The organism is Streptomyces sp. NPDC026522, from assembly GCF_055567555.1.
In genome coordinates this window covers 49,440-63,372 of the sequence record NZ_JBVHQF010000001.1, presented here as the reverse complement: position 1 = coordinate 63,372, position 13,933 = coordinate 49,440, and the positions used below count along the sequence as shown (strand labels likewise).

The 13,933-nt window shown below is 71.5% G+C and carries 12 protein-coding genes; 7 read left to right on the top strand and 5 right to left on the bottom strand.

Annotation, left to right across the window (positions count from 1 at the left end):
- Positions 1 to 8: 8 nt before the first annotated feature.
- A complete protein-coding gene (locus ACZ4M3_RS00225; protein WP_467728734.1) occupies positions 9 to 497 on the top strand; it encodes a CorA family divalent cation transporter in 489 nt (162 codons plus the stop codon).
- A gap of 373 nt (positions 498 to 870) precedes the next feature.
- On the opposite strand, the gene ACZ4M3_RS00220 is transcribed toward ACZ4M3_RS00225, so the two are convergent.
- Both ACZ4M3_RS00220 and ACZ4M3_RS00215 read right to left on the bottom strand, forming a co-directional pair.
- The gene (locus tag ACZ4M3_RS00220) at positions 871 to 2,043 is read right to left on the bottom strand and encodes a serine hydrolase domain-containing protein (RefSeq protein WP_467728732.1); all 1,173 of its coding nucleotides are present in this window, start codon (positions 2,041 to 2,043) and stop codon (positions 871 to 873) included.
- A 62-nt stretch (positions 2,044 to 2,105) separates the two neighbouring features.
- On the bottom strand, positions 2,106 to 3,305 hold the full coding sequence (locus tag ACZ4M3_RS00215) for a serine hydrolase domain-containing protein (RefSeq protein WP_467728730.1): 1,200 nt from the start codon (positions 3,303 to 3,305) through the stop codon (positions 2,106 to 2,108).
- Positions 3,306 to 3,444: 139 nt separating this feature from the next.
- Here ACZ4M3_RS00215 and ACZ4M3_RS00210 point away from each other — a divergent pair, with 139 nt between their 5' ends.
- Together ACZ4M3_RS00210 and ACZ4M3_RS00205 are read left to right on the top strand one after the other, a co-directional pair.
- On the top strand, positions 3,445 to 4,692 hold the full coding sequence (locus tag ACZ4M3_RS00210) for a sensor histidine kinase (protein ID WP_467728728.1): 1,248 nt from the start codon (positions 3,445 to 3,447) through the stop codon (positions 4,690 to 4,692).
- Between the two features lie 11 nt (positions 4,693 to 4,703).
- Entirely contained in the window at positions 4,704 to 5,396 is a 693-nt protein-coding gene (locus tag ACZ4M3_RS00205) for a response regulator transcription factor (protein WP_467730074.1), read from the top strand.
- A gap of 707 nt (positions 5,397 to 6,103) precedes the next feature.
- On the opposite strand, the gene ACZ4M3_RS00200 is transcribed toward ACZ4M3_RS00205, so the two are convergent.
- Entirely contained in the window at positions 6,104 to 6,736 is a 633-nt protein-coding gene (locus ACZ4M3_RS00200; RefSeq protein WP_467728726.1) for a TetR/AcrR family transcriptional regulator, read from the bottom strand.
- Between the two features lie 157 nt (positions 6,737 to 6,893).
- Here ACZ4M3_RS00200 and ACZ4M3_RS00195 point away from each other — a divergent pair, with 157 nt between their 5' ends.
- The 4 genes from ACZ4M3_RS00195 (at position 6,894) to ACZ4M3_RS00180 (ending at position 11,376) form a co-directional block, all read left to right on the top strand.
- On the top strand, positions 6,894 to 8,411 hold the full coding sequence (locus ACZ4M3_RS00195) for an APC family permease (RefSeq protein ID WP_467728725.1): 1,518 nt from the start codon (positions 6,894 to 6,896) through the stop codon (positions 8,409 to 8,411).
- A gap of 83 nt (positions 8,412 to 8,494) precedes the next feature.
- Positions 8,495 to 9,616 (top strand): agmatine deiminase family protein, encoded by a 1,122-nt coding sequence (locus ACZ4M3_RS00190; protein ID WP_467728723.1) that lies wholly within the window; start codon positions 8,495 to 8,497, stop codon positions 9,614 to 9,616.
- 110 nt (positions 9,617 to 9,726) lie between these two features.
- Positions 9,727 to 10,311 carry a TetR/AcrR family transcriptional regulator gene (locus ACZ4M3_RS00185; RefSeq protein ID WP_467728721.1) on the top strand — a complete coding sequence of 195 codons (585 nt, stop codon included), beginning with the start codon at positions 9,727 to 9,729 and terminating at the stop codon, positions 10,309 to 10,311.
- 57 nt (positions 10,312 to 10,368) lie between these two features.
- Complete coding sequence (locus tag ACZ4M3_RS00180; protein WP_467728719.1) at positions 10,369 to 11,376, top strand: zinc-binding dehydrogenase; 1,008 nt, start codon at positions 10,369 to 10,371, stop codon at positions 11,374 to 11,376.
- Between the two features lie 60 nt (positions 11,377 to 11,436).
- Here the strand turns inward: ACZ4M3_RS00180 and glpK are convergent, their stop codons facing one another.
- Positions 11,437 to 12,954, bottom strand: coding sequence for a glycerol kinase GlpK (gene glpK / locus ACZ4M3_RS00175; RefSeq protein ID WP_467728717.1), 1,518 nt, complete (start codon positions 12,952 to 12,954; stop codon positions 11,437 to 11,439).
- A 54-nt stretch (positions 12,955 to 13,008) separates the two neighbouring features.
- Entirely contained in the window at positions 13,009 to 13,860 is an 852-nt protein-coding gene (locus ACZ4M3_RS00170) for an MIP/aquaporin family protein (protein ID WP_467728716.1), read from the bottom strand.
- Positions 13,861 to 13,933: the final 73 nt, after the last annotated feature.

The window sequence follows — 13,933 nt, the reverse complement described above, 5'->3', positions numbered from 1 at the left end:
CAGAGCAGATGATGAGTGGTGGGCAAAGTAACAGACCGCCGGCGCCACCTCTGCCGTCTACTCCCGCCCCGCCACCACTACATCGCGTAACCCTTCCCGTCGCTCAGATCGTCGCCCGGCCAGCGGAAAGCCTCCATCCAAGCAGCCTCCGCTGGGGAGAATCCGGGGAGAATGAGGCCCGTTGGGGAGCGGCTGGGGAGGATCGGCCGTACAAACGGGCAGCACAGCGAAAGGGTCGGAAAGGCCGATCGCCGCAGGTCGGACCGTCCGTTCGGGTGATTTCCGCAGTTCAGCGGCGTGCGGGTGACGACTTCAAGAAGATCTCCTCCTGGGCCGCCATCCTCTTCGCCCCCACGCTGGTGGGAACGATCTACGGCATGAACTTCGAGAACATGCCGGAACTGAAGTGGGCAGCCGGCTACCCCTTCGCGCTCCTGCTGATGGCAGTGGTCTGCGTCAGCCTGTACGTCATCTTCAAAAAGCGCGACTGGCTGTAGCGCAGTTCGCTGCTCCGGGGTGGGAGGGTGAGCAGCACCGGGGAACGGGGCCATTGCTTCCTCGCCTGCTGTTCTGCCAGGGCCGGACGGGCGGTGTTCACGTACGGCAGGACCGTGATCGGGACGCTGATGTCAGGGGCCTCGCAGAGGATGCCGAGGGCGAGGTTGCCGGCGAAGCCGGCCGCCCCTTGTTGACCCTGCGGCCGTCGAGAGTTCCCATCACGAGGCAGCGGACCGGGCGGCGGCCCTCCAGGTCGCCCCGGTCGACGTCGTGGACGATGTCGATGTGGCGGCTGTGCACACACATGAGGCCGACGGGCCCGACGTCACGTCGGGCCCGTCGGTCGTTTTCACGGGATGCCCTCGGCGGGGTTCAGCGGCACAGGGCGGTGTCCACTGCGCGTTCGAGGTTCCTCCGGGCCGCCTCGTCAGTGAGCTGCATGGTGACCGCGATGTTGGCGGCGCGGCCGTCGTCGGTGGCGCCGCCCCGGGTCTCGTACCCCGGGAAGCTGCCGCCGTGGCCCCAGGAGAGGCCGCCGCACGGCAGCGGCCTGCTGACGAGTCCGAGTCCGTAGCGGGCGCCGGGGCCGAAGGTCGCTTCGGCGGGGACGGTGGACCGCATCTGGGCGAGCTGGGCGGAGGGCAGGAGACGGCCTGCCAGGAGTGCGCTGAAGAAGCGGTTGAGGTCGGAGCCGGTGGAGACCATCTGGCCTGCCGCCCAGCCCCAGGAGGGGTCGATCTCCGTGATGTCGTGCAGCGGCGCGTCCGCCGATTCCCGGTAGTAGCCGTGGGGATGGGCCTCCCGGATGCTCGCGTTACCAGGGGCGGGGAAGTACGTGTGGCGCAGCCCGATGGGCTTGATGACGCGCCGGTCGATCTGCTCGGCCAGGGGGCGGCCGGTGACCTTCTGGACGATCAGGCCGGCGAGCACGTAGTTGGTGTTGCTGTACTTCCAACTCGTCCCGGGCGCGAACTCGGCCGGGTGCTTGAGGGCTGTACCGAGCAGTTCGCGGGGGGTGTAGTACCTGACGTCGTCCCCGAGGTAGTTGCTGTAGTTGGGGAGTCCGCTGGTCTGCTGGAGGAGCTGGCGGACGGTGATGCGCCGTCCGTCGATCCCCTCCCCGCGGACGAGGCCGGGCAGGTAGGCGTCGACGGTGGCGTCGAGATCCATCCTCCGCTCGGCGACGAGCTGGAGGACGACGACCGCGACGAAGGTCTTGGTGTTGCTGCCGATCCGCACCTGTCCGTCGACGGGTACCGGTGCGCCGGTGGTCAGGTTGCCGAGCCCTGCGGTGTAGGGCCGGGTGCGGCCGTCACGGTCCTTGATGCTCGCCAGCGCGGCGGGCATCCCGTCGTCGCGCACCAGCGCGTTCAGGCTCTGCTGTACGGCGTCCGGCCTGGGGGAGGCGGAGGCGGCGGCCGGGGCGAGGGCGATCAGTGTCATGATGCCGATGGCCACCCCGGCTGCCGCGTGCAGGGCCCGACGCCGTTTGTCGCCCTGATGCCGGGCCGAGGAAAGAAGGCCCTGCCGGGTCTGTTCACGCATGAGTCAACTCCTGATGAATCATTGGGCTATTGCTCGGCTTGCCGGCTTGCCGGGTGCCTGATTCATCCGCACAGGGCCTTGTCCACGGCGTCCTTGACGTGCTGCACGGCTGCCTCCTCAGTCGGGATGCTGGTGACCGTGACGTTGGCGGCGCGCCGGCCGTCTTCGGTGACACCACCCCGGCTCTCGTAGCCCGCTATGTCGCCGCCGTGGCCCCAGTAGACGCCGCCGCACGACAGCGGCCTGCTCGTGAGCCCCAGCCCGTAGCGGAGGCCGGAGGTCCCGGCGGGGACGGTCGTGCGCATCTGGGCGAGCTGGGCCGCCGGGAGGAGGCGGCCGGCGAGGAGCGCGGTGAAGAAGCGGTTGAGGTCGGAGTTGGTGGAGATCAACTGGCCTGCTGCCCAGCCCGCGGAGGGGTCCATCTCCGTGAAGTCGCGCAGCGGCCCGTCCTGCGGGCTGCGGTGGTAACCCTGCGGGTGCGGCTCTCGGATGGTCACCTCCCCGGGGGCGGGGAAGTAGGTGCGGCTCAGCCCGATGGGCTTGATGATGCGCCGGTCCATCTCCTCGGCGAGGGGGCGGCCGGTGACCTTCTGTACGATCAGGCCGGCCAGGACATAGTTGGTGTTGCTGTACCCCCACGTCGTCCCCGGAGTCGCGTCGGCCTTGTACCGGAGGGCGATGTCGAGCAGCTCTCGGGGCTCGAAGTACCGGTTCCTGATCTCGCCGTCGTCGACGTGGATGCCGTAGTCGGGGAGCCCGCTGGTGTGCTGGAGGAGCTGTCGGACGGTGATGTGGCGCCCGTCGATCCCCTCGCCGCGGACGAGGCCGGGCAGGTAGGTGTCGACGGTGGCGTCGAGGCCGATCTTCCCTTCGCCGACCAGCTGCAGGACCACGACCGCCGTGAACGTCTTGGTGTTGCTGCCGATCCGCACCTGGCCGTCCCTGGGCACCTTCGAGCCGGTGGTCAGATCTCCGACTCCTGCGGTGTAGGTGCGGGGGCGGCCGTCACGGCCCTGAACGCTCGCCAGCGCGGCGGGCATCCCGTCGTCGCGCACGAGTACGTTCAGGGCCTGCTGAACTGCGTCCGGCCTGGCGGCGGCAGTAGCGGAGGCGGCGGAGTTGGAGGCGGAGACGGGTGGGGCGAGGACGCCCAGCGTCATGACGCCGATGGCCATCACGGTCGCGGCCGACACTGCTCGTCGCCGCCTGCCGCCCTGCTGCCGGATCGAGGAACGAAGGCGCTGCCTGGTCTGGGCACGCATGAGTCAACTCCTGGGAATCGTGGGGTCTGGGCACGATCCTGGTTTCCAGGGCCCTTCGACCGCATCACGGGAAGGCAGGAGAAATCGCTCCCCCGATCGGGGGAGGCTGCCGGTGGGCTGCCCGGCGATACTGGCGACCATGATCAGGGGAATTCGGCTGCTGCTCCGCGGCTCCACGTATTCGGGTGTGCTGTTCGCCTATTGCGGCGCGCTGGCGAGCCTTCCGCTCCTGCCTCTCGCCCTGTTGCCGGCGCTGTCGTGGCGATCCGCACCGCAGAGCGTGCAGATCGCCATGGCCCTGCTGGTCTGGGCGGTACTGGTCGGCGTGGTCGGACTGGCGCGCCCCGTACGGCGGGCGCTGGTCGTGTCCGCCCGCCGGCTGCTGCGGGTGCCGCTGCCGAATCCGGTGGCCGGTCGCCGGACTCCGGGTTCCCTCGGCCTCGGCCGCTGGCGGACCCCGCTCTGGCTGGTGCTGCACGTGGCCGTCGGGTGGACGGGGGCGCTGGCGAGCGGGGTGCTCTTCGTCATGGGCTTTTCTGTGCCGGGGAACTGGCTCGGCGGCGAGGTGCGGGCGAGTCTGTTCGGCACGTCGGTCCGGGTGTCGGGCGGGTGGAGCTGGGTGGTGGCCGCCGTGTGCATTCTGCTGGCGGTGGCCGTCTGCGTACTGGTGACGAAGGCCCTGCGGTGGTCGGCGCCGCGGCTGCTGGGGCCGTCGGCCGCCGAGCGGCTCGCGCTGGCTGCCGAGCGGGAGCTGCTGCTGGCCGAACGCAACCGGATCGCCCACGAGTTGCACGACTCGATCGGGCACACACTGACGGCGGCCACCATCCAGGCGGCGGTGGCGGGTGAGGTGCTCTCCGCCGACCCGGCGGCGGCGCGGGCCGCCATGCGCAGCATCGAGGAGTCGACGCGGGCCGCCCTGGAGGACCTGGACTACGTACTCGGAGTGCTGCGCGAGGAACAGTCGGGGACAGCGCCGACCCGGACCCTGGCCAACCTCCCCGAGCTGCTGGACCGCCTGCGCCACGCGGGGGCGGTGGTGGAACCGGAGCTGTCGGGCGCGTGGGCGCAGGTCCAGGGGACGCTCTCCCGGGCGGCGTACCGGATACTCCAGGAGGCGCTGACGAACGCGCTGCGCCACGGGGCCGGCGGCCCGATCGAGGTCCGGGTGGCGGCCGGGCCGGGCGGACTGGATCTCACGGTGGTCAACCGGACCGGGGCACGGACGGGGCCGGGCACGGCCCGGGGAGTCTTCCCTACCTCCGGCCACGGTCTGCCCGGACTGGCCGAGCGCGTCCGGCTGCTGCACGGCGAGTTCCAAGCCGGCCCGGACGGGACGCAGCACTGGCGGCTGGCCGTGCGGCTGCCGGTACGCGTGTCCGCGTGAGTGGGTCCGACATGGGTGACGGCGTAGCGCTGCCCGCCATCACCGGCCCCGACGTCACCCTCCTGATCGCGGACGACGACGAGGTCACCCGCAGCGGCCTGCGCATGCTGCTCGCTGCACAGCCCGGGATCACGGTGGTCGGAGAAGCAGCCGACGGCGTCGAGGCGCTCGAACGGGCGCGGAGCCTGCGGCCGGACGTGGTCCTGATGGACGTCCGGATGCCGCGCCTCAACGGGATCGAGGCCACCCGCCAACTGCTGGCCGAAATGGCCGAACCGCCGAAGGTGGTGGTGATCACCACCTTCGAGAACGACGGCTACGTCACCGCCGCGCTCAGCGCGGGCGCCAGCGGCTTCGCGCTCAAGCGCCTCCCCGTCCGCCGGATCGCCGAAGCGGTCCGGGTGGTGGCCGCGGGCGAAGCGGTCCTCTTCCCGGCCGCACTGGGCCGCATGGTTGCCCCCCGCCCGCTGGGCTCCGCCAAGGCCCTGCCGCAGGCCGCCCTGACCGGCCGGGAGGAGGAGGTGCTGCGCCTCATGGCCACCGGGCTCTCCAATCCGGAGATCGCGGAATCCCTCACGGTGAGCCTGGAGACGGTCAAGACCCACGTCGGAAACGTGCTGACCAAGCTCGGCGCGCAGAACCGGACCCATGCGGTCGTGATCGCGTACGAGTCCGGCCTGGTCGTCCCGGGCTTCGCCGACTGATCGGCTTCCGCTCCTCTTCGCGGCCGCCCGGCAGCCGTGGCTGGGGAGAATCCGGGGAGAATGACGCCGTGTCGGGGAGCGGCTGGGGAGGATCAACCGCCCCAACGGGCAGCGCCGCGAAAGGGCCAGAGAGACGGATCGCCGCAGGTCAGGGCGACTCTTCAGGCGATTTCCGCAGGTCAGCGGTGTGAGGGTGACGACTTCAAGAAGATCTCCTCGTGGGTTCCGCGGGCCGGCAGGCTCGGGGACGCTGCTCCGGGCGCACGCTGGGCAGCGAGGGCGGTGATGACGCGGGGGCAGGGGCACGGGAGTCGGCGGGCAGGGACGGCCTTCCGGTCGCCGCCCGGGAGGGAGCATGCAACTAGCTTTCACGCGAGGGCACTTGATCGGGCATACGGCCATTGCCACCGCACCGCTACAGCCGTACTCGTTGCCGCCGGGCCCTCGGCGAAGGCACCGGCCGCGGCAGCACCGAGCACTCCCGCCGCCGAGATCGCACCGAGCCGGGCGGGCCGACGCGGCCGTTCTCGGCCCCGCCGACCCGGGCGTCGTCGGCACCGGGCCCGACAAGGCGGTCGCTTCCCCGAGGGCGGGCAGGCGGATTCGGACCGGCCGGGGCCGCCGGGATCCGCGACGCGGTCCAGACGTACCCTCTGCCCCACGTACTGAGCGGACGCCTTGGGCGCGAGGACCCCGAGGCGGCCCGGTCAGCCGGGGCGGTGCAGGGGCAGGCCGCGGAGGATGAGGTGGATGCCGAGGGTGAAGCCGCGGGTGTCCAGGGTGGGGAGGCCGTCGGGGTGGGCGGCCGAGGCGGCGAGGGCGGCGGCCAGGGCCGGGTAGCGGGGGTCGTACCGCTCCGGGGGGAGGACGAAGCCGGCCGTGAAGGTCTCCAGGGCGGAGCCGAGTACGAGGTTGTCGATGGCGGCGGCGGCCTCGGCGGCCTCGGCCGGTGCGCAGCCGGCCCGGGTCAGCGCGCCGAGCAGGGCGTCGTAGCCGCGCAGGGCCTTGTCGGAGGCGACCCGGCGGCGGGCGACCAGCGGGATCATGTGCGGGTAGCGGAGGTAGACGCCGCGGTAGCCGTGGGCGTACGCGGCGATGCCGGCCGCGCCGCCCGGGTCGGTCAGCGGGCCGAGGTCGATCTCGTCGTTGATCAGCTCCGCGACCGCGTCGAGCAGGTCTTCCTTGGACGCCACGTGGTGGTACAGGGAAGCGCCGCGCACCCCGAGCCGGTCGGCGATCGTACGCATCTTCAGGGCTTCGACGCCCTGTTCGTCCAGCAGGTCCAGAGCCGCGCGGGCGATGAGCGCGCGGCTGAGGAGGTTCTGGCTCGGCCGTGCCATCGCGGGCTCCCTCGTCTCGGGTTGCAGGTTACCTGCCGGGAACGCTTCACAAGCCGTTGGGAGCACCGCTACATTCACGCCACCTCGTTTTCCTAACGCGGTTAGATTTAGCGCGCCGGCGCCGCTCTCGGCTGCCCGCGCGCCCGGTGAGGTGATCATGAACGACACGTCGAACCCCGATTCCGACGCCGCGCGGCTGCACGCGCTCGGCTACCGCCAGGAGCTGCGGCGCAGCCTGGGTGTCCTCGGGAACGTCTCGATGGGGTTCGCGGTGGTGTCCCCCGTCGTGGCCCTGTACGCCGTCTCCATGGTGGGGACCACGGTGGCCGGCCCGATGTGGGTGTGGGCGCTGCCGCTGGTGCTCGTCGGCCAGTGCCTGGTCGTCAACGTCTACGCGGAGCTGACCTCGCAGTGGCCGCTGGCGGGCGGCCCGTACCAGTGGGGCAGGCGGCTGCTCGGCCCGGCCTTCGGCTGGCTGGGCGGCTGGGTCTGGCAGTTCGCCGTCATGTTCGGCAACACCACGGTGGCGTACCTCGCGGCGCCCTGGGTGTACGCGCTCTTCGGGGCCGTGCCGACGCCCGGCGGACTGGTCGCGGTGGCCGTCGCCATCCTGCTCGCCTGCATGCTGGTCAACGCCTACGGGATCACCATCCTGCGCTGGTTCGTATCCCTCGGGATCGCCGCGGAAGCGGTCGCCTCCGTACTGGTCGGCCTGATCCTGCTGCTCTTCTTCCGCGAGCACGGCTTCCCGCTGTTCACCGAGACGCTCGGCGCCGAGGCGCTGTCCGGCGGTTCCACCGTCGCCGGCTTCCTCGCGGCCGTGGCCGTGGCCGGCTGGGCGTTCATCGGCTTCGACGCCTGCGTGTCGACCGCGGAGGAGACCAAGGACGCCGGCCGCCAGGTGCCGCGCGCCATGTGGTGGGCGCTGCTGAGCGTCGGCGCCGTCGTCATCCTCAACGCGATGGCCGTGGCGCTGGCCCACCCGCACCCGGAGGCGGTGGTGGCCGGCCAGGACGTCGACCCCGTCACGACGGCCGTGGTGCACGCCTTCGGCGGCTGGTCGGACAAGCCGTTCGTGGTGGTGGTCCTGGTCGGGTTCCTGGCCTGCGCGATGGCCTCCCAGGGCGGGGCGGCCCGCGGCCTGTTCTCGCTCGCCCGCGACGGGGTCTTCCCGTTCTCCCGGCACGTGCGCAAGGTCAACGGGCGCAAGGCCCCCATCGGCGGCCTGGTCGCCTCCACCCTCATCAGCGGCAGCGCCCTCGCCCTCGGGCTCAACGCCACCGCCATCGGCAGCCTCATCTCCTTCGGCACCGCCGCCACGTACCTGCCCTTCTTCCTCGTCTCCCTCGCCGCGCTCATCGCCCGGCTGCGCGGGACCTGGGTGCCCGCCGGCCACATCCGGCTGGGCGCCAAGGGCACCTTCCTCAACGTCCTCGCCGTGGCCTGGACGGCCTTCGAGGTGGTGAACGTCTGCTGGCCGCGCACGGTCCTCGCACCGCCGGACGCCCCCTGGTACCAGGTGTGGGCCGCCCTGCTCGGCACCGGCGCCGTGCTCGGCACGGGCCTGGTCTACCTGGCCGTGCGCCGCCCGCACCACCGGCTGCGCGGCGACGGTACGGAGGCCTGCGCGCCGCCGCTCCCCGAGGAGCCGGCGGTCGCCGCCGAACTCCCCTGAGGCTGCCCCTGATACGGGGGCGGCGCCGAGCCGTCGGCGCCGCCCCGCCCACCCGCACACCGACCTCCCGGAGGGACCCCGTCATGGACCTGCCCCGCACCACCCGCCGCACGTTCTGTACGACCGCGCTGACCGCCGCCGCGACCGGCTTCCTCGCCTCCCTCGGCACCGGAACGGCCTCGGCCCTGCCCGCCGACGGCACGCTCACCGTCCCCGCCGAGTGGGAGAGGCACTCCGGCTGCGTCATGGCCTGGCCCTGGGACCGCACGGACGGGTGGGGCGGGCTGCTCCCCCAGGTGCAGGCCGAGGTGGCCGCCGTCGCCAAGAGCATCGCGCGCTTCGAGACCGTCCTGATGTTCGCCGAACCCGGTACGGTCGCCGATGCCCGCCGCCAGTGCGGATCCTCCGTCACCGTCGTCGAGTACCCGGTCAACGACTGCTGGGCCCGGGACACCGGGCCGATCTTCGCGCTGGACGCGGCCCGCACCCAGCGCACGGGATTGGACTTCCGCTTCAACGGCTGGGGCAACAAGTACCCGTACGACAAGGACGACCTGCTGCCGGTCGGCGTCTGCTCCTACCTCTCCGTACCGCGCAAGCCGGTGGACCTCGTACTGGAGGGCGGCTCCGTCATCACCGACGGCCAGGGCACCCTCATCACCACCGAGGAATGCCTGCTCAACCCGAACCGCAACCCCGGGCTGACCCGCGCGCAGATCGAGGCCGCGCTGCTCGCCGCGTACGGGGCGAGCAAGGTGGTCTGGCTGCCGTACGGGCTGGACAACGACCTGATCACCAACGGGCACGTCGACCTGGTCGCCGCCTACCTCGGCCCGGCGAGGGTCCTGCTGCACACCCAGCCGGACACCGCCAGCCCCAACCACGCGCGCATGGAGGCCAACCGGGCCGTGCTCCAGGCCGCCACCGACGCCCGCGGCCGGCGTTTCCTGATCGAGGAACTCCACCAGCAGCCCCACTTCCAGGTGAACGGGGCGCTCGTGGACACCTTCAGCTACACGAACTACTACCTGACCAGCGGCAGCGTCGTCGTCCCCACGGCGCAGGAACCGGACGACGCCGCCGCGCTGTGCCGGTACGCCGAGCTCTTCCCCGGCCGGGAGGTCGTCGGCATCCCGGCCCGCACCCTGGCCTGGGGCGGGGGCGGCGTCCACTGCATCACCCAGCACGTCCCCGCGGTGTCGTAAGGGCGAAGGAGTAACGGCGAAGGAGCAAGGACGAAGGCGTGAGACGGACGGACCACCCCCGCAGCCCGCGGGGGTGGTTCTTGAATGGTCGCTCATGTATTGTTCGATCCATGCCCCGACCCCGCGAGTTCGAACCCGAAGCCGTACTGGACCAGGCCATGCTGCGGTTCTGGGAGCGCGGGTACCGGGCGACCTCCATCGAGGACCTGGTGAAGGCGACCGGGGTGAAGCCGGGCAGTCTCTACGGCGCCTTCCCGGGCGGCAAACACACCTTGTTCCTGAAATCGCTGGAGCGCTACTCCCAGCTGGTCGTCCCCCAGAAGCTCGGCGAGCTGGAGGAGCCGGACGCCTCGGTGGCCGAGATCCGGGGCTACTTCGACGGGCTCGTACAGGACCTGCTCAGCCCCGAGGGCCGACAGGGCTGCCTGCTCGTCAACACCGCGATCGAGCGGGCCGCCGAGGACGACGAGGCGGCAGCTGCCGTACGGGGCCACCTGGCCCGGCTCGAACGGTGCATGACCCACGCCCTCGGGAACGCGGCGCGCCGGGGTCAGGTACGCGCCTGCCTGGATCCCGTCGGCAGCGCCAAGCTGCTCGTCGCGACCTGCCAGGGGCTGATGGTCGTCGGCAAGGCGAACCCCGACGAAACGCTCCTGCGGGCGATCGTCGACAACGCCTTCGCCGCCCTCGCCTGACGGCGGGAACTCCTCGGGCCACCCGTGCGGTGGCCCTTTTCCGGCACTCATACTTGAATGACTACTCAAGAACGGAACCCGCACATGAAGGCCATCGTCATCTCCGCCCACGGCGGCCCCGAGGTCCTCACCCCCACCGAACTCCCCGACCCGGTCCCCGCCGACGGCGAAGTACTGATCCGCGTCAAGGCGTTCGGCCTCAACCACGCCGAGGCGTACATGCGCAGCGGGGCGTGGGGCGAAGTGGCGGCCGTCCCCGGGATCGAGTGCGCCGGCGTGGTCGAGCACGACCCCTCCGGCCGGCTGGCCACCGGTACCCGGGCGGTCGCGATCCTCGGCGGCATGGGCCGGACCCGCAACGGCAGCTACGCGGAGCTGGTGACCGTACCCGCGACCAACGTGGTGGCGGTGCGCTCGACGCTGGGCTGGGCCGAACTGGCCGCGGTGCCCGAGGTCTACGCGACCGCCTGGAGCGGCCTGTTCGGCAATCTGGACCTGCGGCCGGGCGAGACGGTCCTGGTGCGGGGGGCGACCTCCGCGCTCGGCCAGGCCGCCGTCGGCCTCGCCGTGGACCACGGGGCGACCGTGCTGGCCACGACCCGCAACCCGGCGCACGCCGGGCTGTTGAAGGAGCTCGGCGCGGACGACGTACTCATCGACGACGGCGCGCTCGCCGCGCCGGTCCGCGAACGGGGGCTCGGCGTCGATGCGGTGTTCGACGTCGTCGGCAACAGCGTCCTGCGCGACTCCCTCGCCCTGGTCCGGCCCCGTGGCCGGGTGTGCCAACTCGGCTTCCTCGGCGGGTTCGGGCCGGTACGCGACTTCGACCCGATCGCCGACCTCCCCAGCGGGGTGCGACTGAGCTTCTTCGGCAGCGCCTTCGTCCTGGGCACCGCCGCGTTCCCGCTCTCCGACGTGCCGCTGGAGGAGATCTACGCCAAGGCCGCGGCCGGAGTCCTGCGGGCCCGGCCCAAGCGGGTCTTCGGCTTCGAGGAGATCGTCGAGGCGCACCGGGTCATGGAGGCCGGTGCGGCGCTCGGCAAGATGGTCGTCACCGTCGGCTGAACCGGACACGGCGCCGCGCCCGGCTTCGAGCCGGGCGCGGCGCCGTGTCGGCGGCCGGGGTTACTCGACCGTCGTCCAGTCGAGGGTGCGTTCCACCGCCTTCTTCCAGCCCGCGTACCCTTCCTGGCGCCGGTCCTCGGACCACTGGGGCTCCCAGCGCTTGGACTCCTGCCAGTGGGTGCGCAATTCGTCGGTGTCGGCCCAGAAGCCGGTGGCCAGTCCGGCCGCGTAGGCGGCGCCGAGGGCGGTCGTCTCGGCGACCACCGGGCGGCTGACGGGGACGCCGAGGACGTCGGCCTGGATCTGCATGCACAGGTCGTTGGCGGTGACGCCGCCGTCGACCTTGAGCACGTCGAGGTGGACCCCGGAGTCCTGTTCCATGGCCTCGACCACGTCGCGGCTCTGGTAGCAGATGGCTTCGAGGGTCGCCCGGGCCAGGTGGCCGCTGTCGTTGTACCGGGCCAGGCCGACGATCGCGCCGCGGGCGTCGGAACGCCAGTACGGGGCGAACAGGCCCGAGAAGGCCGGTACGAAGTACATGCCGCCGTTGTCCTCGACGGTCCGGGCCAGCCGCTCGCTCTCGGCGGCGTCCTTGATGATCTTCATCTGGTCGCGCAGCCACTGCACGGCGGAGCCGGTGACGGCGATCGAGCCCTCCAGGGCGTAGATCGCGGGGCTGTCGCCGAACTGGTAGGCCACCGTGGTCAGCAGACCGTGCTGCGAGCGGACCAGCTCGGTACCGGTGTTGAGCACCAGGAAGTTGCCGGTGCCGTAGGTGTTCTTGGCCTCGCCGGGCGCGTAGCAGACCTGTCCGACGGTCGCCGCCTGCTGGTCGCCGAGGACCCCGGTGATGGGGATCGCGGCGCGCAGCGGGCGGGAGGTACGGGTCTCCCCGTAGGCCTCCCGGTGGGAGGACGGGTTGATCTTGGGGAGCATGGCCCGGGGGACGCCGAAGAATCCGAGCAGTTCCTCGTCCCAGTCCAGGGTTTCGAGGTTCATCAGCATCGTGCGGCTGGCGTTGGTGACGTCGGTCGCGTGGATTCCGCCGTCCGGGCCCCCGGTGAGGTTCCACAGGACCCAGCAGTCCGTGTTGCCGAAGAGGGCGTTGCCCGCCTCGGCCGCCTCGCGCACGCCGTCGACGTTCTCCAGGATCCACTGGATCTTGCCGCCGGAGAAGTACGTGGCCGGCGGCAGCCCCGCCTTGCGGCGGATGGTGTCGCCCTGGCCGGAGCGGTCGAGGGCCGCGGCGATGGAGTCGGTCCGGGTGTCCTGCCAGACGATGGCGTTGTAGTAGGGACGGCCGTTGCGGGGGTCCCAGACCACGGTGGTCTCGCGCTGGTTGGTGATGCCGATCGCCGCGAGGTCGGCCGGGGACAGGTTCCCGTGCCGCAGGGCGTTCTGGATCACCGAGTTGGTCCGTTCCCAGATCTCCACGGGGTCGTGTTCGACCCATCCCGAACGCGGGAGGATCTGGGCGTGTTCCAGCTGGTGCTTCGCCACTTCGTTACCGGCGTGGTCGAAGATCATGAAACGGGTGCTGGTGGTTCCCTGGTCCACCGCGCCGACGAAGTCCGCCATGGGGGTGCCGCCTCTCCTGTGGGATGGCCTGCTCGCTGCCTCGGGCAGCCGTGGTCACGCCTCCGGTCCCTCGGGGGCCGGCACGCGTCCGGGAGGCTCCGGCTCGGCGGTCGGCAGGAACCTGCCGACGAAGAACTTGTACAGGGCCGCTCCGACGAGTCCGCCGATGAACGGACCGATGATCGGGACCCAGAAGTAGAAGTTGCCGTACTGATCTCGCCACGCATGGCTGTAGCCCGTGATGAAGCTGGCCAGACGGGGGCCGAAGTCGCGGGCCGGGTTGATCGCGTAACCCGCGTCGGTGCCCCAGGCCATGCCGATCGCCACGACGACCAGGCCGATGATGAACGGGGCCAGGTTGGCGCCGGGAGGCGTGCCCAGCAGGTCCGTGATGGCCAGGATCAGGAACAGCAGGATCGCGGTGCCGATGATCTGGTCCCGGAGCGCCCCCCATTCGGTCACCGGCAGATTCGGATTGCCGTTGGCGGGGAGGGTGGAGAAGACGCCCTGCGTCTTCGTGTGCGTGGGGTCGATCGTCGAGAGCGCCTCGCTGTAGTTCCAGCGCACCAGCAGGGCGGCCACGAAGGCGCCCGCCGTCTGCGCGAGCGCGTAGGGCGCGACCCTGCTCCAGGGGAACCCCTTGAACGCGGCGAGCGCCACGGTCACGGCGGGGTTGAGGTGCGCGCCGCTGAGCCGTGCCGCGACGTAGACACCGAGGGTGACGCCCAGGCCCCAGGCCCAGGCGATGCTGTCGTGGTTGCCGAGGCCGCCGGGGGGATCCGTAAGACCTCCGCCGGCCACCACCTGGGCCACCACGCCGCACCCGAAGAGGATGAGGATCATGGTGCCCGCGAATTCGGCCGACAGTTCAGCGACCAAACCTGGCATTTTCATCCGCTTGACCATCGAAGCCCGCTTCCCGCCGGCCCAGGGCCGGCCGTGGACTGCCCGGGTCCTCCCCGCTTCTCACGATAGGACG

Coding starts and splice junctions, on each gene's coding strand:
- ACZ4M3_RS00205 (WP_467730074.1), top strand. CDS start 4,704: ATGGGTGACGGCGTAGCGCTGCCCGCCATCACCGGCCCCGACGTCACC.
- glpK (WP_467728717.1), bottom strand. CDS start 12,954: ATGGCGGACTTCGTCGGCGCGGTGGACCAGGGAACCACCAGCACCCGT.
- ACZ4M3_RS00215 (WP_467728730.1), bottom strand. CDS start 3,305: ATGCGTGCCCAGACCAGGCAGCGCCTTCGTTCCTCGATCCGGCAGCAG.
- ACZ4M3_RS00195 (WP_467728725.1), top strand. CDS start 6,894: ATGAACGACACGTCGAACCCCGATTCCGACGCCGCGCGGCTGCACGCG.
- ACZ4M3_RS00180 (WP_467728719.1), top strand. CDS start 10,369: ATGACTACTCAAGAACGGAACCCGCACATGAAGGCCATCGTCATCTCC.
- ACZ4M3_RS00210 (WP_467728728.1), top strand. CDS start 3,445: ATGATCAGGGGAATTCGGCTGCTGCTCCGCGGCTCCACGTATTCGGGT.
- ACZ4M3_RS00220 (WP_467728732.1), bottom strand. CDS start 2,043: ATGCGTGAACAGACCCGGCAGGGCCTTCTTTCCTCGGCCCGGCATCAG.
- ACZ4M3_RS00185 (WP_467728721.1), top strand. CDS start 9,727: ATGCCCCGACCCCGCGAGTTCGAACCCGAAGCCGTACTGGACCAGGCC.
- ACZ4M3_RS00170 (WP_467728716.1), bottom strand. CDS start 13,860: ATGGTCAAGCGGATGAAAATGCCAGGTTTGGTCGCTGAACTGTCGGCC.
- ACZ4M3_RS00190 (WP_467728723.1), top strand. CDS start 8,495: ATGGACCTGCCCCGCACCACCCGCCGCACGTTCTGTACGACCGCGCTG.
- ACZ4M3_RS00200 (WP_467728726.1), bottom strand. CDS start 6,736: ATGGCACGGCCGAGCCAGAACCTCCTCAGCCGCGCGCTCATCGCCCGC.
- ACZ4M3_RS00225 (WP_467728734.1), top strand. CDS start 9: ATGATGAGTGGTGGGCAAAGTAACAGACCGCCGGCGCCACCTCTGCCG.